This window comes from Lentibacillus sp. JNUCC-1, from assembly GCF_009741735.1.
In the GTDB taxonomy this organism is placed as follows: domain Bacteria; phylum Bacillota; class Bacilli; order Bacillales; family Amphibacillaceae; genus Lentibacillus_B.
In genome coordinates this window covers 1371280-1390592 of record NZ_WHOH01000003.1, presented here as the reverse complement: position 1 = coordinate 1390592, position 19313 = coordinate 1371280, and the positions used below count along the sequence as shown (strand labels likewise).

At 41.0% G+C, this 19313-nt stretch carries 19 protein-coding genes; all 19 read left to right on the top strand.

What is annotated here, in order from left to right:
* Nucleotides 1-17 precede the first annotated feature (17 nt).
* The 19 genes from JNUCC1_RS17605 to JNUCC1_RS17520 all read left to right on the top strand — a co-directional run bounded on the left by JNUCC1_RS17605 (nucleotide 18) and on the right by JNUCC1_RS17520 (nucleotide 19311).
* Entirely contained in the window at nucleotides 18-4310 is a 4293-nt protein-coding gene (locus JNUCC1_RS17605; RefSeq protein ID WP_156647187.1) for a PolC-type DNA polymerase III, read from the top strand.
* 252 nt (nucleotides 4311-4562) lie between these two features.
* Entirely contained in the window at nucleotides 4563-5033 is a 471-nt protein-coding gene (gene rimP / locus JNUCC1_RS17600; protein ID WP_156646967.1) for a ribosome maturation factor RimP, read from the top strand.
* A gap of 13 nt (nucleotides 5034-5046) precedes the next feature.
* Nucleotides 5047-6153 carry a transcription termination factor NusA gene (gene nusA / locus JNUCC1_RS17595; protein WP_156646965.1) on the top strand — a complete coding sequence of 369 codons (1107 nt, stop codon included), beginning with the start codon at nucleotides 5047-5049 and terminating at the stop codon, nucleotides 6151-6153.
* Nucleotides 6154-6166: 13 nt separating this feature from the next.
* A complete protein-coding gene (gene rnpM, locus JNUCC1_RS17590) occupies nucleotides 6167-6442 on the top strand; it encodes an RNase P modulator RnpM (RefSeq protein WP_156646963.1) in 276 nt (91 codons plus the stop codon).
* Nucleotides 6439-6744: a L7Ae/L30e/S12e/Gadd45 family ribosomal protein gene (locus JNUCC1_RS17585; protein ID WP_156646961.1), complete on the top strand. Its 306-nt coding sequence runs from the start codon at nucleotides 6439-6441 to the stop codon at nucleotides 6742-6744. The genes rnpM and JNUCC1_RS17585 overlap by 4 nt, the downstream gene beginning before the upstream one ends.
* A 15-nt stretch (nucleotides 6745-6759) precedes the next feature.
* A complete protein-coding gene (infB, locus tag JNUCC1_RS17580; protein ID WP_156646959.1) occupies nucleotides 6760-8877 on the top strand; it encodes a translation initiation factor IF-2 in 2118 nt (705 codons plus the stop codon).
* Nucleotides 8874-9152, top strand: coding sequence for a DUF503 domain-containing protein (locus tag JNUCC1_RS17575; protein WP_156646956.1), 279 nt, complete (start codon nucleotides 8874-8876; stop codon nucleotides 9150-9152). Before infB ends, JNUCC1_RS17575 begins: the two co-directional genes overlap by 4 nt.
* A 31-nt stretch (nucleotides 9153-9183) precedes the next feature.
* On the top strand, nucleotides 9184-9525 hold the full coding sequence (gene rbfA, locus JNUCC1_RS17570; RefSeq protein ID WP_156647186.1) for a 30S ribosome-binding factor RbfA: 342 nt from the start codon (nucleotides 9184-9186) through the stop codon (nucleotides 9523-9525).
* Nucleotides 9526-9565: 40 nt separating this feature from the next.
* A complete protein-coding gene (gene truB, locus JNUCC1_RS17565) occupies nucleotides 9566-10456 on the top strand; it encodes a tRNA pseudouridine(55) synthase TruB (protein WP_156646954.1) in 891 nt (296 codons plus the stop codon).
* 44 nt (nucleotides 10457-10500) lie between these two features.
* On the top strand, nucleotides 10501-11451 hold the full coding sequence (gene ribF, locus JNUCC1_RS17560; protein WP_156646952.1) for a riboflavin biosynthesis protein RibF: 951 nt from the start codon (nucleotides 10501-10503) through the stop codon (nucleotides 11449-11451).
* Nucleotides 11452-11578: 127 nt separating this feature from the next.
* A complete protein-coding gene (gene rpsO / locus JNUCC1_RS17555) occupies nucleotides 11579-11848 on the top strand; it encodes a 30S ribosomal protein S15 (RefSeq protein ID WP_156646950.1) in 270 nt (89 codons plus the stop codon).
* Nucleotides 11849-11954: 106 nt separating this feature from the next.
* Nucleotides 11955-14060 carry a polyribonucleotide nucleotidyltransferase gene (locus JNUCC1_RS17550; RefSeq protein ID WP_156646948.1) on the top strand — a complete coding sequence of 702 codons (2106 nt, stop codon included), beginning with the start codon at nucleotides 11955-11957 and terminating at the stop codon, nucleotides 14058-14060.
* A 117-nt stretch (nucleotides 14061-14177) separates the two neighbouring features.
* Nucleotides 14178-14591 carry a hypothetical protein gene (locus JNUCC1_RS19380; protein WP_331713862.1) on the top strand — a complete coding sequence of 138 codons (414 nt, stop codon included), beginning with the start codon at nucleotides 14178-14180 and terminating at the stop codon, nucleotides 14589-14591.
* Nucleotides 14576-15136 carry a polysaccharide deacetylase family protein gene (locus tag JNUCC1_RS19375; protein WP_331713861.1) on the top strand — a complete coding sequence of 187 codons (561 nt, stop codon included), beginning with the start codon at nucleotides 14576-14578 and terminating at the stop codon, nucleotides 15134-15136. The genes JNUCC1_RS19380 and JNUCC1_RS19375 overlap by 16 nt, the downstream gene beginning before the upstream one ends.
* Nucleotides 15137-15160: 24 nt before the next feature.
* Nucleotides 15161-16378 carry a M16 family metallopeptidase gene (locus JNUCC1_RS17540; RefSeq protein WP_156646946.1) on the top strand — a complete coding sequence of 406 codons (1218 nt, stop codon included), beginning with the start codon at nucleotides 15161-15163 and terminating at the stop codon, nucleotides 16376-16378.
* A gap of 58 nt (nucleotides 16379-16436) precedes the next feature.
* Nucleotides 16437-16679: a YlmC/YmxH family sporulation protein gene (locus JNUCC1_RS17535; protein WP_156646945.1), complete on the top strand. Its 243-nt coding sequence runs from the start codon at nucleotides 16437-16439 to the stop codon at nucleotides 16677-16679.
* Between the two features lie 123 nt (nucleotides 16680-16802).
* Nucleotides 16803-17672, top strand: a complete 870-nt coding sequence (gene dpaA, locus JNUCC1_RS17530; RefSeq protein ID WP_156646943.1) for a dipicolinic acid synthetase subunit A — start codon at nucleotides 16803-16805, stop codon at nucleotides 17670-17672.
* Nucleotides 17673-17690: 18 nt separating this feature from the next.
* Nucleotides 17691-18308, top strand: coding sequence for a dipicolinate synthase subunit B (gene dpaB, locus JNUCC1_RS17525; protein WP_156647185.1), 618 nt, complete (start codon nucleotides 17691-17693; stop codon nucleotides 18306-18308).
* A complete protein-coding gene (locus JNUCC1_RS17520; protein WP_156646941.1) occupies nucleotides 18301-19311 on the top strand; it encodes an aspartate-semialdehyde dehydrogenase in 1011 nt (336 codons plus the stop codon). The genes dpaB and JNUCC1_RS17520 overlap by 8 nt, the downstream gene beginning before the upstream one ends.
* The last annotated feature ends 2 nt before the right edge of the window (nucleotides 19312-19313 follow it).

Genomic DNA, 19313 nt, shown 5'->3' with positions numbered 1-19313 from the left:
AAAAAGGGGGAGCTATGATGGATTTGACTAAACGAGAAAAAATGAACATCTTACTTGAACAATTGCAAATACCTGAAGACACTGTCAAACATCACTTCCAACACAGCCTTCTTGAGAAACTGGAAGTCTATAAAGAACAAAAACAATGGCACTTCCATATTCGAGTCAATAAGACGTTGCCAGTGGATGTTTACCAACTGTTCTTCACGCGCTTGCAGGAAGCTTTTCAGCAAATTGCCACAGTTGAATGCACCCTCTATGCAAATGAACAGGAAATGGATGAAGAAACGATCTGCTCTTATTGGAAGTACTATTTGGCTTCAGCTTGTAACCTCTCTCCAGCTTATAAAAGCCTTGTACAAGAACAGATTCCTCATACCGAAAACAAAAAACTGATTCTCACTGCACGTAACGATGCAGAAGCAAACGCTTTAAGAAAAAGATTGGATAATGATTTTCGTTCATTTTGCATCCGTGTCGGAGCGCCGGCGTATCAGCTTGATTTTAAAATTGAAAACGATCATGCACGTCTTCAGCAGTTTAAAGAACAAAAAGCGCTCGAAGATGAACAAATCGTTCAAAAAATGATGGAAGAACGACAAGCGCAAGAAAAAAATAAAAGCAACGGCAGCTCTTCCAAACCATTTGCTATTGGATATAAAATCCAAGATGAACCTGTTTCTCTTGACTATATCCAAGAAGAAGAACGTCGACTGACTGTGCAAGGCTATGTTTTTGATGTCGAAGTCAGATTACTGCGATCAGGTAGAAGTCTCTTGATTGCCAAGGTTACGGATTACACAGATTCCCTGCAGGTTAAAATGTTTTCAAAAGGTGATGACGATCAGGCAATGTTTGACCAGCTTAAGGCCGGGATGTGGGTTAAAGCAAGAGGCAGTATTCAAACAGATATGTACACAAATGAACTTGCGATGATGGCAAATGATATGCATGAAGTTAAAGTTGCAAGCAGAGTGGACAATGCTCCAGAGGACGAAAAGCGCGTAGAACTTCATGCTCATACAACAATGAGCCAGCTTGATGCAGTTGTTTCACCTGCCAAATTGGTTGAGCAGGCTGCCAATTGGGGCCATAAAGCAGTGGCTATTACAGATCATGCAGTTGTTCAGGGGTATCCTGAAGCCCATGGTGCCGGCAAAAAACATGGGATAAAAATCATATACGGACTTGAAGCAAATCTTGTTGATGACGGCGTTCCGATTGCTTACAATGAGCAGGACCTTGATTTGACGAACGCAACTTTTGTTGTTTTTGACGTGGAAACAACAGGTTTGTCAGCCGTCTATGATACGATCATCGAACTTGCTGGGGTCAAAATATATAATGGTGAAATTATTGATCGTTTCGAGAGGTTTGCCAATCCGCATCACCCACTCTCACAAACAACAACAGATCTAACAGGTATTACAGATGATATGGTGCAAGATGCTCCTGAAATCGGTGAGGTTTTAAAAGAATTTCATGAGTGGAGTAAAGATGATGTGCTTGTAGCACACAATGCCAGTTTTGACATGGGGTTCCTGAACCAGGGTTATGAAAGAATCGATTATGGACAAGCCGACAACCCAGTTATTGATACTCTGGAACTGGCCAGGTTTTTGCTCCCCGAGTTAAAGAATCACCGTCTGAATACATTATGCAAATACATGGATATTGAACTTACACAACACCATAGAGCTATATATGATGCCGAAGCCACGGGTTATTTATTCTGGAAGCTATTGACAAAACTTGTAGAAAGAGACATCACGAATCATGCAAGATTAAATGATTATATGGGCGAAAATAACGCCTACCAGCGGTCAAGACCTTTCCATTGTACGCTTCTTGCTCAGACGCAGGAAGGCTTAAAAAATATATATAAACTTGTTTCTCATGCTCATATTGATTATTTTTACAGAATGCCGAGGATCCCAAGATCGCTATTAAATAAAATGCGTGAAGGGATTTTAATAGGCTCCGGGTGTGATAAGGGAGAAGTATTTGAAACAATGATGCAGAAGTCTGAAGAGGAAGCTGAGAAAGCTGCAGCGTTCTACGATTATATCGAAGTCCAGCCCCCTGCAAACTATACGCATTTACTTGGGATGGACCTTGTTCAAAGTGAGGCACAGCTTATAGATATTATTACAAAACTCACTAAACTTGGAGAACGTCTGGATAAGCCTGTGGTGGCAACAGGAAACGTCCATTATATTGATGAACACGAGAAACTTTACAGGCAAATACTTATTGCTTCACAAGCTGGAAATCCGCTTAATAGACAATCATTGCCTGACACACCTTTTCGAACAACAGATGAAATGTTAGGGGCTTTCCACTTTTTAGGTGAGGACAAGGCGAAAGAAATCGTTGTGAATAATACAAACAGGCTGAATGAAGCAATTGGAGACATATCTCCTGTCCAGGAAGGGCTGTATACTCCGAAGATCGAAGGCGCAGAGGAAGAAATACGCGATTTATGTTATTCACGTGCTAAAGCTATCTATGGAGAAGACGTCCCTGATGTTGTGACAGAACGTTTGGAAAGAGAACTTAAAAGCATCATCGACAATGGGTTTGCGGTTATTTATTTAATTTCTCATAAATTGGTCAAAAAATCGCTTGACGATGGTTATCTTGTCGGGTCCCGGGGTTCTGTCGGTTCGTCGCTTGTAGCAACCTTAACAGAAATTACTGAAGTGAACCCATTACCGCCGCACTATGTCTGCACATCTTGCCACTTTAATGAGTTCATAACAGATGGTACAGTGGGCAGTGGCTTTGATTTGCCGGACAAAACCTGTCCAAATTGCGATATTCCGCTGGTCAAAGACGGTCAGGATATTCCTTTTGAAACCTTCTTAGGATTTAAAGGTGACAAAGTTCCTGATATAGACTTGAACTTTTCCGGTGAATATCAGCCTGAGGCTCACAACTATACAAAAGTGCTGTTCGGGGAAGATAATGTCTATCGTGCCGGAACCATCGGCACCATTGCAGAAAAGACGGCTTATGGTTATGTGAAAGGGTACGCCTCTGATAAACAACTTATTTATAAACAGGCTGAAATAGACCGTCTTGTCAAAGGCTGTACAGGCGTCAAACGAACGACTGGTCAGCATCCCGGTGGTATTATTGTTGTTCCGGATGACATGGAAATATACGATTTTACCCCGATTCAATATCCAGCAGATGATCGGAACAGTCATTGGCGAACAACACACTTTGACTTTCATTCTATTGATGAAAACTTATTAAAACTCGATATTCTGGGGCATGATGACCCGACAATGATTCGAATGCTGGAAGATTTGAGTGGTATTGACCCCAAAACCATACCAACCTCTGACTCAGAGGTTATGAAAATCTTTTCAGGAACCGAATCGCTCGGCGTCTCCCCAGAGGAGATCAATTGTACAACCGGCACGTTAGGGGTACCTGAGTTTGGTACGCGCTTCGTTAGACAAATGCTTGAAGATACTAAACCGACAACATTCGCGGAACTGGTAATTATTTCAGGGCTTTCCCATGGTACCGATGTGTGGCTTGGTAATGCCCAGGAACTGATTAATGATGGCATTTGTGAAATTGCTGATGTAATTGGTTGCAGGGACGACATTATGGTCTACCTCATGCATAAAGGGCTTGAAGCATCTCTTGCGTTTAAAATTATGGAATTCGTCCGTAAAGGGAAAGGTCTTCAAGATGAGTGGATCACAGAAATGAAGAAGCATGATGTCCCGGATTGGTACATCGAGTCATGTAAGAAGATCAAGTACATGTTTCCTAAAGCACACGCAGCAGCATATGTTTTAATGGCTATTCGCATCGCCTATTTTAAAGTGCATCATCCACTTTATTTCTACGCAGCTTACTTTTCAATTAGAGCGAGCGACTTCGAGCTTGATACGATGATCAAAGATGCTGGTGCCATAAAGAGTCGAATTGAAGAGATTCTTCATAAAGGAAACGATGCTCCACCTAAGGAAAAAAGCTTGTTAACCGTTCTCGAAATCGCGCTTGAAATGAAACAACGCGGCTATACATTTGAAAAAGTTGACCTTTACAAATCACAGGCCAGCGAATTTTTAGTTGAAGGACAGGCCTTGATTCCGCCTTTTGATGCCATCGATGGGCTAGGCACAAATGCAGCAATTAACATTGTCAAAGCGCGCGATGAAGGAGAATTCCTGTCTAAACAAGATCTCCGTCAACGGAGTAAGATATCCAAAACAGTGATTGAATACATGGATCAACACGGCTGTCTAGAAGGTATGCCGGAAAAAAACCAACTCTCATTATTCTAATGGTATGATTAGGTTTTATTTGCATTAAGCTGGGATATATGGTATATTTTTTATGGTAAGCATCAGATACGACTGAGCAAAAGAGTGGGGAAACCCACTCTTTCTTCATACCGTTGCTTTATTAGCAAACCGCTCCTTCCCTTGCCACGTTTTATTGGCGGGGATTTTGTATTAGTTGTACATCTTTTGCAAATTAATAAAACAAACTTGTTTATAATAATCATTAATGTTGTGTCAAAGAGGAGGATTAATTTGAGCTCAACCGTCATCCAAAAAACAGAAGAACTCGTTCAGCCAATACTTGAAGAAAAACAACTTGAACTGGTCGATGTTGAATATGTCAAAGAGGGTAAAGACTGGTTCTTGCGAGTCTTTATTGATAAGCCTGGTGGGATTGATATCAGCGAATGTGGTGAAGTGTCAGAAATGCTCAGCGAGAAGTTGGATAAAGCCGATCCGGTTAAAGGCGCTTATTTCCTTGAGGTTTCTTCACCTGGTGCTGAGCGACCGCTTAAAACTGAACAGGACTTCATCAACCATGTCAATCACAATGTGTATATTAAGCTTTATGAACCGATTGATGGTGAGAAAACTTATGAGGGCGTATTGATTCACTTTGCCGATAAAATTGCCACCGTCGAATACAAAATCAAAACACGGGAAAAACAAGTCGAATTGCCTTTCGAAAAGATTGCTAAAGCACGACTTGCCGTAACGTTTTAAAGGGGGATAAAAATTGAATAACCAGCTTTTTGAAGCGATGGATTACCTGGAAAAAGAAAAAGGGATCGATAAAGATATCTTGATGGAAGCACTCGAAGCCGCATTAATCTCTGCATACAAAAAGAATTTTAACTCTGCGACCAATGTACGTGTAGAACTTAATGAAGCCACTGCATCTATGGGTGTGTTTGCACGTAAGACGATTGTTGAGAATCCAGAAGATCATCAGCAGGAGATTTCTTTGGAAGAGGCCCGTGCTATTGATCCAAATTACGAAATAGAAGATGTCATAGAGGTTGAAGTAACTCCAAAAGACTTTGGGCGAATTGCTGCACAAGCAGCTAAACAAGTTGTTACACAGCGGGTCAGGGAAGCCGAACGCGGAGTGATTTTCAACGAATATGTAGAACGTGAAGACGATGTGATGACGGGTATCGTTCAACGTAAAGATGCTCGCTTTGTTTACGTTCATCTTGGGAAGGTAGAGGCTAAACTCGCTGAAGCAGAACAGATGCCTACTGAAGAATACCATCCCCATGATCGCTTAAAAGTTTATGTAACCAAGGTCGAAAACACAAGTAAAGGACCGCAAGTATATGTTTCACGGTCTCACCCGGGATTGTTGAAACGTCTTTTTGAAATGGAAGTTCCTGAGATCTATGATGGTGTTGTAGAAATTAAATCCGTTTCCAGGGAAGCAGGCGACCGCTCAAAAATCTCTGTCCACGCTGAAGATCCAGACGTTGATGCAGTTGGTTCTTGTGTGGGTCAAAGAGGACAGCGCGTTCAAGCGATAGTCAACGAGCTTCAAGGTGAAAAAATTGATATTGTAGAATGGTCCCAAGACCCAGTTGTGTATGTGTCAAACGCACTCAGTCCTGCTAAAGTAGTTGACGTACTGGTCGATGAAGAAGAAAAATCCACAACTGTGATTGTTCCGGACTACCAACTTTCTCTGGCAATTGGAAAACGCGGTCAAAATGCAAGATTGGCAGCGAGACTTACCGGGCTAAAAATCGACATTAAGAGTGAAACTGAAGCAAGAGAAGAAGGTTTACTTGATCAAGTCGATGAAAACAGTGCAGATGAAAATACTGACCATGATACCTTATTTGAATAAGGGGGAACATGATATGGTTAAAAAGAAAAAGATTCCACTTCGCAAATGTGTTGTAACCAACGAGATGAAGCCAAAACAAGAAATGATCAGGGTCGTCCGCAACAAAGAAGGCGATGTTTTCGTTGATGAAACTGGCCGCCAAAATGGGCGTGGCGCTTACGTGAGCCTTGATGAGGCTATTATAGAAAAGGCGAAAAAAACCGGTGCGTTAAATCGCCAATTGGGTACAGAGATTGAACCGGAGATTTTTGAACACATGGTTGATATCGCTCGAGGCAAAAATAAATGAACAGCAAGTATCTCAATCTTCTCGGGCTTGCTTTCAGAGCAGGGAAATGTTCTTTAGGAGAAGAAGTAATTGTTAAAGACATTCAGCGTCAACATGCCAAACTCGTGTTAATTGCCTCCGACACCGGGCAGCGCACTAGAAAAAAACTATTGGATAAATGCAAGACATACAATATACCTGCGATCATAGTTGACGACAGAGACACGCTCTCACATGCAATTGGGAAGTCACAGAGAGTGGCAATTGCAATTCTGGATAAAGGATTTGCATCCAAACTCGAAACACTGCTCTCTGACAAATAATAACGGGGTGACTGTATGCGTAAAATACGTGTATATGAATATGCAAAAGAAAATAAATTAACAAGTAAAGATGTGATTAACCACTTGAAAAATATGAATATAGAAGTAGCCAACCATATGTCAACCATATCTGGCGAGACCATAACCAAATTAGATGAACGCATTAAAGGTAAAAAAGAGCAAAAGAAACAAGAAACTCAAGCTAAAAGTCATTCAAATACCAATTCTTCCAATCAGAAACAGTCTCAAAATCCGGGGCAAAAGAAAGATACGAAGCAGAATCGTAAAAAACCTAACAAACCACAACACAATCAAAAGCAAAGTAATCAGAAACACAAAGGAAAAAGCCCTGCCGGCAAACAACAAAAATCTAAAGAAACCCCTGAAGAAATTGTATACAGTGGGGTTCTGACGGTTGACGATCTAGCTGAAAAATTAAACAAAGATACTTCTGATATTATCAAAAAATTGATGTTTCTTGGAGTTATGGCTACTAAGAATCAGGACCTTGATGATGACGCCGTTGAATTAATATGCGAAGAATATAATGTGAAAGTTAAGAAAGAAATTATACTTGATGATACGGACTTGGATAAATATATTAAAGAAGATGATCCTAATGATCTTATTGAGCGTCCGGCAGTCGTAACGATTATGGGGCACGTAGACCATGGGAAAACAACACTTCTTGACGCCATACGAGATGCAAAAGTGACTGAGGGCGAAGCTGGCGGCATCACACAACATATTGGTGCATATCAGGTCGAGAATGACGGTAAAAAAGTCACTTTCCTCGATACACCAGGACACGCTGCATTTACAAGCATGCGGTCACGCGGGGCTCAAATTACAGATATAGCTGTCTTAGTTGTAGCTGCTGATGACGGTGTCATGCCGCAAACTGCTGAAGCGATCAATCACGCGAAAGCAGCAGGTGTACCAATTATTATTGCAGTCAATAAGATGGATAAAGAGTCGGCTAATCCCGACAGAGTTATGCAGGAATTGACTGAATATGAACTCGTTCCGGAAGATTGGGGCGGAGAAACAATATTTGTAAATATTTCAGCCCTAAAGCATGAAGGCATAGATGATCTATTGGAAATGATTCAACTCGTTGCTGAAGTTGAAGAGCTGAAAGCTAATCCGGATACAACTGCGTTTGGAACGGTTGTTGAAGCAGAACTTGATAAAGGGCGCGGCTCTGTCGCAACTCTTCTCGTACAAAACGGCACATTAAATGTTGGAGATGCCTTTGTTGTAGGAAACACTTATGGCCGAGTGCGGGCCATGGTCAATGACCTTGGACAGCGCGTGAAAAAAGCCGGCCCATCTACACCAGTGGAAATTACCGGTTTGAACGATGTTCCACAAGCAGGTGATCAATTCCTCGTGTTTACCGACGAGAAAAAAGCCCGTCAGATTGGTGAAGCAAGACAGCAAAAACACATTGCTGAAAACCGGGGTGAACAATCAAAAGTCAGCCTCGAAGACCTTTTTGAACAAATAAAAGAAGGCGAAATGAAAGAAATCAATATCATTATAAAAGCTGATGTTCAAGGCTCTGCCGAAGCTCTTGCCTCTTCACTGCAAAAAATCAGTGTCGAAGGTGTCAAAATTAAAATCATCCATACCGGCGTCGGCGCAATCACTGAATCAGATATCATCCTTGCCTCCGCTTCCAATGCGGTTGTTATTGGCTTTAACGTACGACCTGATGCCAATGCCAAAAAGGCAGCAGAATCTGAAAAAGTGGATGTAAGGCTGCACCGTGTGATATATAAAGCCATTGAAGAAATTGAGGCAGCTATGAAAGGAATGCTGGATCCTGAATTTGAGGAAAAAGTAATTGGAACAGCAGAAGTACGCGAAACCTTTAAAGTATCAAAAGTTGGAACCATTGCAGGGTGTTATGTAACAGACGGGAAAATCTCACGAAATGCCGGTGTACGTTTAATTAGAAACAGCGTCGTTCAATTTGAAGGCGAAATCGATGCCTTAAAACGATTTAAAGATGACGTAAAAGAAGTGGCACAGAATTACGAGTGTGGTATTACCATCAAGAACTTCAATGATATTAAAGAAGGCGACTTAATTGAGGCCTTTGTCATGGAAGAAATAGAACGTGTATGATCCTTTTAATGGAAGTTGAATGCTTTTTGTATAACACACACTCGCTTAAAGGAAAGCGTTCTGTGCTCAAGTCTCTCATAACCAGGTTACGTCAGGATTTTAACGTATCAGTAGCAGAACTGGATTATCATGATTTATGGCAGCGTACGAAACTTGGTATTGTCACGATATCAAATGACCTCCGTCTTGCAGAAAAAATAATGCAAGAGGTACAGGCCGTGATCGACGCTGATACTGAAATGGAATGCACCCATTCTGTAACTGAGCGTTTATAAGAGTCTATTATGTAATAGTGAGGTGAAGGTGATGCAGGACATACGGGCGAATAGAGTTGCTGAGCAAATGAAAAAAGAGCTTGGAGACATCTTAACGCGAAAGATAAAGGACCCGCGTGTAGGGTTTGTGACCGTTACTGATGTTGAGGTTACAGGAGATTTACAGCAAGCAAAAATATTCATATCTGTCCTTGGAGATGAGAAAAAAAAGCATGAATCTCTTGTAGGTTTAGCCAAAGCTAAAGGATTTATCCGATCTGAAATTGGTAAAAGAATTCGTTTACGCAAAACACCGGAAATCAGTTTTGAATTCGATGAGGCTATTGAATATGGTAATAAAATTGATGCTATTCTGCGTGATTTAAACGAATAGCCCACCGATACTTGCAGAATAAGAGAACGGAGTTGATCGGATGGACGGTATACTGCCACTTTGGAAACCGCCAGGCATGACATCCCATGATTGTGTGATGAAAGTCAGACGTCTTTTACAAACGAAAAAAGTCGGGCATACAGGTACACTCGACCCAGATGCGGAGGGGGTTCTTCCCCTTTGTATCGGTCGGGCGACCAAACTCGTTCCATATATGACCAATACTGCTAAAGAGTATATAGCAACTGTTCAACTTGGAACAGCTACAGAGACTGAAGATGCTTCTGGTGCAGTGGTGGAAGAAGCAACGATCACACATATGCCGTCTAACCTTGAAATCGAACAAGCTCTGAATGCATTCAAAGGGACCATTGTTCAAATCCCCCCGATGTATTCTGCCGTCAGAGTAAAAGGAAAGCATTTATATGAATATGCCAGAGCTCAAGAACAAGTTGAACGACCTGAAAGGCACGTCATAATAAATCAAATCAGCTTGCTTCCATCGACTGGACAAGCACAACATAAGTTTGATATTAAAGTAGTTTGCTCGAAAGGGACTTACATCAGGACTTTATGTGTGGATATCGGCAAAAAGCTGGGTTATCCTGCCCATATGGCTAAACTTTACCGGACAAAAACCGGTTCTGTTACTAAAAAAGACACATATACATTTGATCACATACAGGCCGCTGTTAAAAACGCTCAGCCAGATACGCTCTTGCTCCCTATGACAGCAGGAATTGAGGGGATGGAGCGCCTAACTGTTGATGAAAAAACCAAACAGAAAGTTCTTCAGGGACAAAAGCTGCCACTCCCGGATCAACGCTTAAATGACCCATTTGCGATCATAGCAGATGGGGAACTTCTTGCCATTTATCAATATCATCCGAACAATAATGATGAAATTAAGCCAGTCCGCGTGTTTAATTAATATTTACGAATGATAAGTCTTGAACAAAGTGCAGGTGAAGCAGATTGCAGACGATACAATTAACATATCCTCACAATTTAACAGTAAATACAGCACCTGAAACAGTCGCAGCGATTGGCTTCTTTGATGGCATTCATCGCGGCCACCAAAAAGTGATCGGTGCAGCAATCGATCTGGCTAAGCAAAAAAAAATGAAAAGTGCTGTTATTTCGTTTTCTCCACATCCGTCAGTGGTGTTAAACCCGAACATCGATTCTGTTGATTATATAACACCGATGGAAGAGAAAAAAGACATTCTTGAAGGTATGAATGTTGATGTGTTCTATGTCATCACATTTAACAAAACACTGTCCAAATTAACACCTCAGGACTTTATTGATCATTTTATTATTGGACTCAATGTTAAGCATCTAGTCGCTGGATTCGACTTTTCCTATGGTCATAAAGGCAGCGGAAATGTCCAGACTTTGAAAGACCATTCCAGAGGTGTATTTGATTATACGGTTCTTGACAAGATGACATATGACGGGGAGAAAATCAGTTCCACCCTTATTAGAGAAAAACTGGATAAGGGCGATGTGCAAGATGCCGCAAAATTACTAGGTCGTTATCCAAGTGTAAGAGGCAAGGTTATTGAAGGGTTTAAACGCGGCAGAACGCTTGGTTATCCAACAGCAAACATACAAGTTCTGCCTGAAACACGTCTGCCGGCTCCAGGCGTTTACGCGGTAAGAGTGCGTCACAATGATCAGGTTTATAACGGCATGGCAAGTCTCGGTTTTAATCCGACATTTGAAGGGAACCTTTCCAATCCCAGTCTTGAGGCGTTCTTATTTAATTTCACCGGCGACCTATATCATGAGCCTGTCGAACTTGATTGGTGTGCTTTCATTCGGGAAGAAAAGAAATTCGACAGGATCGAGGATCTCATTGAAGAAATGCGCCATGATGAGGAAACGATTAAACATTTTTTTGAACAAAAAGAAGAAAATTAACCGCCCATCTCTTGCATTTTATTCGTATTGGGTGTACGCTATAAAAGATCAACCTTCGCTTGGCAAATCGTAACTCCGACGTTTGCTGGGGGACAGGGGATACATTTTAATTTAGGAGGTGCGCTGAATGGCTATTTCACAAGAACGCAAAAATGAAATTATCAATGAGTACAAGGTTCATGATAGTGATACAGGCTCGCCAGAAGTGCAGATTGCTGTTTTAACAGCAGAAATCACGTCACTTAACGAGCATTTGCGTGTGCACAAAAAAGACCATCATTCACGCCGGGGATTGTTTAAAATGGTAGGCAGACGTCGTAATTTGCTTACTTATTTGCGTAACAAAGATGTAACCCGTTACCGTGAACTGATTAAAAAGCTTGGCTTACGTCGATAATATGAAGGGAAAAAGCAGGAGAAATCCTGCTTTTTTTCTCATAATTTGATTTTTAAATCAACTGCTTACTATATGTAACATGTTATTGAAAGGAGTTCCATTATTAATGTCGGATTCAAAACAAACATTCTCCATTGATATTGCCGGTCGCTCGTTTTTAGTAGAAGTAGGAGAACTTGCTAAACAAGCAAATGGCGCCTGTATGATTCAGTATGGAGACACATCTGTATTATCTGCTGCAACTGCATCCAAAGAACCAAAAGACCTGCCCTTTTTTCCACTAACGGTTAATTATGAAGAACGTTTATACGCCGTTGGCAAGATTCCGGGAGGATTTATTAAACGCGAAGGTCGTCCCAGTGATAAAGCTGTTCTTTCTTCACGACTTATAGACAGACCGATACGCCCGCTCTTTCCTGATGGATACCGTAATGATGTTCAAGTGATCAGTACAGTAATGAGTGTCGACCAGGACTGTTCATCAGAGATTGCTGCTATGATTGGCTCTTCCATAGCACTTTCAATATCTGATATTCCATTCGAACAACCTATCGCAGGTGTTCATGTTGGACGAGTTGATGGTCAACTGATTATCAATCCAACAATTGAACAAGACGCTAAAAGTGATATTGATTTAACCGTAGCTGGCACAAAAGATGCCGTCAACATGGTAGAGGCCAATGCTAATGAAGTCCCTGAAGAAGTCATGCTTGAAGCAATTATGTTTGGCCATGACGAAATTAAACGGATCGTTGAATTTCAAGAGCAGATTGTTGCTGCTGTTGGGGTGGAAAAGAAACCTTTTACAGTTGCAGAATTGGATCAGGATTTGGTTCAGAAGGTCGAGACAGAAGCAAAAGCTCAACTGACTGAAGCAATTCAAGTACAAGAGAAACATGCCCGTGAAGAAGCAATTGATCAAGTTAAAGAAACTGTACTAGAAGCGTACGAAGAAGATGAAGAACTTTATCCACAGGTTAAAACCATTTTGAACAATATGGTAAAAGAAGAAGTACGGCATTTGATTACGAAAGAAAAAATACGTCCAGATGGCCGTAAACCAGATGAAATTCGCCCATTGTCATCACGCGTAGGCGTACTTCCAAGAACGCATGGGTCTGGTCTTTTTACGCGTGGACAAACGCAGGCTCTAAGCATCTGCACCCTTGGCGCTCTAGGAGATGTTCAAATATTGGACGGGCTTGATCTCGAAGAATCCAAGCGGTTCATGCACCATTATAACTTTCCGCAATACAGCGTTGGTGAGACCGGGCCGATCAGAGGACCTGGCAGAAGAGAAATTGGTCATGGGGCACTGGGAGAACGTGCACTTGAAAAAGTGATCCCTTCTGAAACTGAATTCCCTTATACAATCAGGCTTGTATCTGAAGTCCTGGAGTCCAATGGGTCATCTTCTCAGGCCAGCATATGTGCCAGCACAATGGCTATGATGGATGCTGGTGTTCCGATTAAAGCGCCTGTAGCAGGGATCGCAATGGGACTTGTTAAATCAGGTGAACATTATTCAATCTTAACAGATATTCAAGGCATGGAAGATGCACTTGGCGATATGGATTTCAAAGTCGCAGGAACTACAAAGGGCATCACTGCTTTACAAATGGACATCAAGATTGAAGGCTTATCAAAAAATATACTAGAAGAAGCGCTAAACCAAGCTAAAAGTGGTCGTCAGCATATCCTTGATTCCATGCTCCAGACCATCTCAGAGCCACGCGCTGAATTATCGTTATACGCACCAAAAATACTGACAATGAGCATCAAACCGGAAAAAATCCGTGATGTTATTGGTCCAAGCGGGAAGCAAATCAATAAGATCATCGATGAAACCGGCGTGAAAATTGATATTGAACAAGACGGAAGTGTCTTTATTTCTTCAACAGACACTACCATGAACAACAAAGCTAAAGAAATCATTGAAAGTCTGGTTCGCGAAGCTGAAGTGGGAGAAATTTATCTCGGAAAAGTTAAGCGCATCGAAAAGTTTGGTGCTTTTGTTGAATTGTTCAAAGGCAAAGATGGTCTCGTTCATATCTCTGAACTAGCAGAAGGACGTACCAATAAAGTAGAAGATGAAGTTTCAATTGGCGATGAGATTATGGTTAAAGTTAAAGAAATTGACTCTCAAGGCCGTGTGAATTTATCTCGAAAAGCCGTCCTCGAGGAAGAGAAAAAACAAAAAGCAAAACAATAGCATACCTGTTAAATACGTAAAAAAGAAACTGATACAAACAGTTTCTTTTTTTGGTTTTTTTAGGCTGGCATATCTTGTCCTTCTTCAACATATAAGTGTAAGGAGAGGGGCATCTGTATGTATCGGTTTAAAGGCGTTATTCATATGATCGTTTTTATCCTAATTGTGTTCATTTCATTCGAGGGCCAGAGCTACAATCCATTTACAACCGCCCATTTAAATCAACTTCCTTATGAGGCTGACGTTGCAATGAAAGAAAATAATCCCTTATATGAAGAAATTATACATAAAGCCAAAAATTATGAACAAGAGCCGGAAAATGCCTACATCGATAAAGTCTGGAAAAAGACTCCAGGCAGAAATGGCATTAAAGTAGATGTTGATGCATCATATGAACAAATGAATAAAAATGGAGTTTTTGACACATCATTGTTTGTATACGAACAAATCCCCCAGAGGTTACTTTCAAAGACTTGCCGGCAGCGCCTGTATACCGCGGGCATCCTGAAAAAAATATGGTTAGTTTGCTAATTAATGTTTCATGGGGGGAAAATCATATCCCCGGGATCCTTCGTACATTAAAAAAACATAATGTCAAAGCAACTTTTTTTATTGAAGGTAATTGGGCTAAAAAGCATGTGGACTATGTTGAAATGATAGCTGAAGAAGGCCATTCAATTGGAAACCATGCATACAGTCATCCTGATATGGCGCAAATCACTAAATCTCAAACTATAGAAGAGATCCAAAAAACCAATGACGTCCTGGAAGCGATTACGAACCAAAAACCAGATTGGTTTGCGCCTCCGAGTGGAAGTTTTAATAATCATGTCGTAAATGCAGTTCATGAATTAAATATGGAAACGGTCCTTTGGTCTGTGGATACAATTGACTGGAAAAACCCGACACCGTCAGTGATGATGAACCGAGTTATGTCTAAAGTGCATAAAGGAGCAACGATTTTAATGCATCCCACCCCGGTCATTGAACAGGGGTTGGATTTGATGATTACCGAGCTTAAGAAGAAAAATTACAAACTGGGCACAATCGAACAGCTGCTGGACGAAAAAAGATAAAGAAGACTTAACAGGAGGACATTCATGATTTATAAAAATACATGTCGCAATGGACTAAGAATCATATTGGAACATGTTCCTGATGTGCGTTCCGTTACAATAGGGGTCTGGATTAAAACGGGATCCAGATTCGATCCTGAAGATCAGAGTGGAATTTCACACTTTCTGGAACACATGTTATTTAAAGGGACAAAATCACGTAATGCACGGGATATTGCTGAAGCTTTTGATTCAATTGGTGGTCAGGTCAACGCATTTACTTCTAAAGAATATACATGTTTTTACGCAAAAGTAATGGACACGCACCAAATATACGCGGTAGAGATTCTTGCTGATATGTTCTTTAATTCCCTTTTTGAAGAAGAAGAAATAGAACGGGAGAAAAAAGTAGTTTTAGAAGAAATTAATATGTATGAAGATACACCAGATGATATTGTACATGACCTCCTGGCTCAGTCCTCCTACAGTGCACATCCATTGGCAAATCCAATCTTGGGGTCCCGTCAACATGTTCAATCATTTACATCAGATGAACTGAGAACCTATATGAAAGACCACTATACACCAAACAATATCGTTATATCGGCAGCAGGACACATTAATGAACGCCTTGAAGATGAACTTGAGAATTACTTTGGTCAATTTAATGCTTCCACAAATGTTTTGAATGCCCGTGCACCTGTATTTACTGCCGGGGAAGTTATTAAGAAAAAAAATATCGAACAAGCTCATTTATGCTATGGATTTAGCGGAATGGCTGTAACTGATGATGACCTATATAGTTTGATTTTAATGAATAACGTATTTGGGGGCAGCATGAGTTCACGTCTGTTTCAAGAAATACGTGAAAAGCATGGACTCGCTTACTCTGTATTCTCTTACCATTCTTCTTTTCTGGATCATGGGTTGCTGACGATATATGCGGGTACTGGTGTTCAACAACTTTCCCTATTAAAAGACAGCATTAATCAAACGATTGATCAATTTGTCGAAAAAGGCATCACAGATAAAGAACTCTTATACAGTAAAGAACAATTGAAGGCAAATTTATTATTCAGTCATGAAAGCACAAATAGCCGTATGTCAAGGAATGGCAAAAATGAATTGCTTCTCAACACAGATAGATCTATTGAGGATATGCTGAATGAGATTGAAGCTGTTACAAACGAAAACGTTCAATCTGTCATTGATCGCCTCTTTAAACACAAACCTTCTATGGCATTGGTGACATCGTTAGAATAGGTGAACGAAAACCAGCATACATCTATACTATGACAAATAAAAAAGGGGAGCAGGTGTGATGCGCTACAAGGATATAAGTGGAAAGGAAATTGTTAATATCACACACGGGTCCAGACTTGGAGTGCTTGGGCAGACAGATCTGCAAATAAATGAAAGAACAGGACAGATTGAGGCTCTGGTCATCGCCAACTACAAATGGCTCGGCTTTAAAAAAGAAGGGGCTGAAACAATTATTGATTGGCGCTCCATCCGGAAAATAGGGGAAGACATGATCATGATCGAAACCCCGAATATAGACTAAAGGAAAAACCGTTAGCATATAGGCTGACGGTTTTTCTTTTTGTCCTAATGCACCTTCATCTTGATATGACATAGGCTATAAGGACGATGATTGATTCTTGACTGATGGAGGGTGCTTGACACTATGAATAAATTAATTGCAGTTATTGGTGGGGATGGGCGTTATCTGGAACTGATACGCCAGCTTAAAATGATGCCTCAAACGACGATCCAGCTCGTTGGTTATGACAATCTTGAACAAGGTTTTACAGGATTGGAACAAATGACGTTCAGTGATCTTGAACCTGATCAATTGAATGCTGTCATACTTCCGATCACTGGAACCGATAATGAAGGATATATCACACCAGTCTTTTCTGATGAAAGCATTCAACTAACATCTGAATGGTTTCAACAATTAAATTCAGAGACGGTTGTCTTTACGGGGATCGCCAATAGTTATCTGCGGAAACAAGCGAAACAATCGGGAGTTACACTTATCCCGCTTTTAAATCGCGATGATGTCGCAATCTATAACTCTATTCCTACGGCAGAAGGAGCCATTATGATGGCTATAGAACAAACAGATTATACCATCCATGGTTCACAGGTGATTGTTACTGGATTTGGGCGGGTCGGGCATACGGTTGCCAATAAATTTTCTGCTCTCGGAGCAAAAGTGTCTGTTGCAGCCAGACATATTAAGGACTTGGCCCGAATTACAGAAATGGGTCTAAAAGCCATCCCGCTGGAAGACCTTAAAAATCACACAGTATCATGTGATGTGTTAATTAATACAATTCCAGCCAATATAATCACAAAAAAAGAAATACAATACTTGCCGTCTCATGCGCTTATTTTTGACCTGGCTTCCCAACCGGGCGGAACTGATTTTGATTTTGCAGAGCAGCGTGGCATTAAGGCAATTCTCGCTAAAAGTTTACCAGGTATTGTTGCCCCTAAAACAGCTGGGCAAATTCTGGCAGATGTCATTAAGCAGTTTTTAAATGAATGAGAGGAGAATGAGGTCATGATGTCTTTAAAAGGAAAACGCATTGGATTTGGACTGACAGCCTCCCATTGTACGTATGCAGCTGTCTTTCCCCAGATTGAAAAACTTATGTCGCTTGGAGCAGAAGTTGTTCCCATTGTCACTTACAATGTGCAAAACGTGGATACAAAGTTTGGAAAAGCAGCAGATCATATTTATAAAATAGAATCATTGACTGGGAAGCGTGTCATTGATTCGATGCCTGAAGCAGAACCGTTAGGACCTGCAGAACCCCTTGATTGTATGGTGATTGCACCATTAACAGGAAACTCGATGAGCCGATTTGCAAACGCCATGACAGATTCTCCTGTATTAATGGCTGCGAAAGCAACGATGCGCAACCACAAACCTGTAGTACTTGGCATTGCGACGAACGATGCCCTCGGATTAAATGGCGTTAACTTAATGCGTCTAATGGCTTCAAAGTTGATTTATTTTATTCCATATGGGCAAGACGCTCCATATAAAAAACCAAATTCTCTTGTTGCTGACATGACATTGTTGCCAGACACAATCGAAGCTGCGCTAGAAGGAAAGCAGCTTCAGCCTGTTATCATTCCTTTTCAAGACAGTCAGGAAGGAAATGCCGGTAATGTCTAAAGATCAAGAGTATCATGTTGCCATTATCGGTGCGACAGGAGCAGTTGGCCGAACAATCATGAATATACTTGAAGAAAGAAACTTTCCTGTCCGACAACTGAGTCTGTTTGCGTCTGATCGCTCACGCGGTCAGACGCTCGGTTTCAAAGAAGAAAAGCACCCTATCAAAGTCATTGAACAAGGAGCGTTTAAAGATGTTGATATAGCTTTTTTTTCAGCAGGAGGAACCATTTCCCGCAGGTTTGTTCCTCAAGCCATTGATGAAGGGGCAATTGTAATTGACAATACGAGTGCTTTCCGGATGGATCCAGATGTTCCCCTTATCGTCCCAGAAGTAAATGAGTACGATATAAAGCATCATAATGGGCTGATTGCCAACCCAAATTGTTCTACCATACAAATGGCAGCCGTTCTATACCCGATTCGTGAAAAAGTCGGCTTAAAGCGTGTCATTGTTTCAACTTATCAGTCCATTTCGGGAGCGGGGACAAAGGCAGTCAGTGATTTGAAAGATGCAGCTTCTTCCAGTCTTAAAGACCCTCATAAAAAAGATAAAGATGGCCTAGCATTTAATGTTATTCCTAAAATTGATGTGTTTAAAGATAAAGGATTCACATATGAAGAGATGAAAATGATTGAGGAAACGAAAAAAATTCTTAGCTATCCAGACTTGCAAGTGGGCGCCACTTGTGTAAGAGTCCCAGTTTTCACATCACATGCAGAAAGTGTATATATTGAAATTGACAGTGAAAGTAAAACTGTTCAAGATATCCAACAGATTTTGAGGGAAGCAAAAGGAATTGTGGTTGAAGACGCCCCTGAGAGGGGTGTATACCCGACTCCAATTCGTGCAGCAAATGAAGACAGTGTGTTTGTTGGACGCATCAGACAGGATTTAGACCTTCCTAATGCATTTCATATGTGGATTGTCAGTGATAATTTGCGTAAAGGGGCGGCGCTAAATACTGTTCAAATTGCAGAATCCCTCATCAAAACGTTTTGATT

What these genes read in the sequence shown, in the direction of transcription:
- infB (WP_156646959.1), top strand. Translation starts at nt 6,760, where the DNA reads ATGCGTAAAATACGTGTATATGAATATGCAAAAGAAAATAAATTAACA.
- JNUCC1_RS17520 (WP_156646941.1), top strand. Translation starts at nt 18,301, where the DNA reads ATGTCTAAAGATCAAGAGTATCATGTTGCCATTATCGGTGCGACAGGA.
- JNUCC1_RS17605 (WP_156647187.1), top strand. Translation starts at nt 18, where the DNA reads ATGGATTTGACTAAACGAGAAAAAATGAACATCTTACTTGAACAATTG.
- JNUCC1_RS17575 (WP_156646956.1), top strand. Translation starts at nt 8,874, where the DNA reads ATGATCCTTTTAATGGAAGTTGAATGCTTTTTGTATAACACACACTCG.
- JNUCC1_RS19375 (WP_331713861.1), top strand. Translation starts at nt 14,576, where the DNA reads ATGGTTAGTTTGCTAATTAATGTTTCATGGGGGGAAAATCATATCCCC.
- rbfA (WP_156647186.1), top strand. Translation starts at nt 9,184, where the DNA reads ATGCAGGACATACGGGCGAATAGAGTTGCTGAGCAAATGAAAAAAGAG.
- JNUCC1_RS17585 (WP_156646961.1), top strand. Translation starts at nt 6,439, where the DNA reads ATGAACAGCAAGTATCTCAATCTTCTCGGGCTTGCTTTCAGAGCAGGG.
- truB (WP_156646954.1), top strand. Translation starts at nt 9,566, where the DNA reads ATGGACGGTATACTGCCACTTTGGAAACCGCCAGGCATGACATCCCAT.
- JNUCC1_RS17540 (WP_156646946.1), top strand. Translation starts at nt 15,161, where the DNA reads ATGATTTATAAAAATACATGTCGCAATGGACTAAGAATCATATTGGAA.
- dpaB (WP_156647185.1), top strand. Translation starts at nt 17,691, where the DNA reads ATGTCTTTAAAAGGAAAACGCATTGGATTTGGACTGACAGCCTCCCAT.
- JNUCC1_RS19380 (WP_331713862.1), top strand. Translation starts at nt 14,178, where the DNA reads ATGTATCGGTTTAAAGGCGTTATTCATATGATCGTTTTTATCCTAATT.
- dpaA (WP_156646943.1), top strand. Translation starts at nt 16,803, where the DNA reads ATGAATAAATTAATTGCAGTTATTGGTGGGGATGGGCGTTATCTGGAA.
- rpsO (WP_156646950.1), top strand. Translation starts at nt 11,579, where the DNA reads ATGGCTATTTCACAAGAACGCAAAAATGAAATTATCAATGAGTACAAG.
- JNUCC1_RS17550 (WP_156646948.1), top strand. Translation starts at nt 11,955, where the DNA reads ATGTCGGATTCAAAACAAACATTCTCCATTGATATTGCCGGTCGCTCG.
- rnpM (WP_156646963.1), top strand. Translation starts at nt 6,167, where the DNA reads ATGGTTAAAAAGAAAAAGATTCCACTTCGCAAATGTGTTGTAACCAAC.
- JNUCC1_RS17535 (WP_156646945.1), top strand. Translation starts at nt 16,437, where the DNA reads ATGCGCTACAAGGATATAAGTGGAAAGGAAATTGTTAATATCACACAC.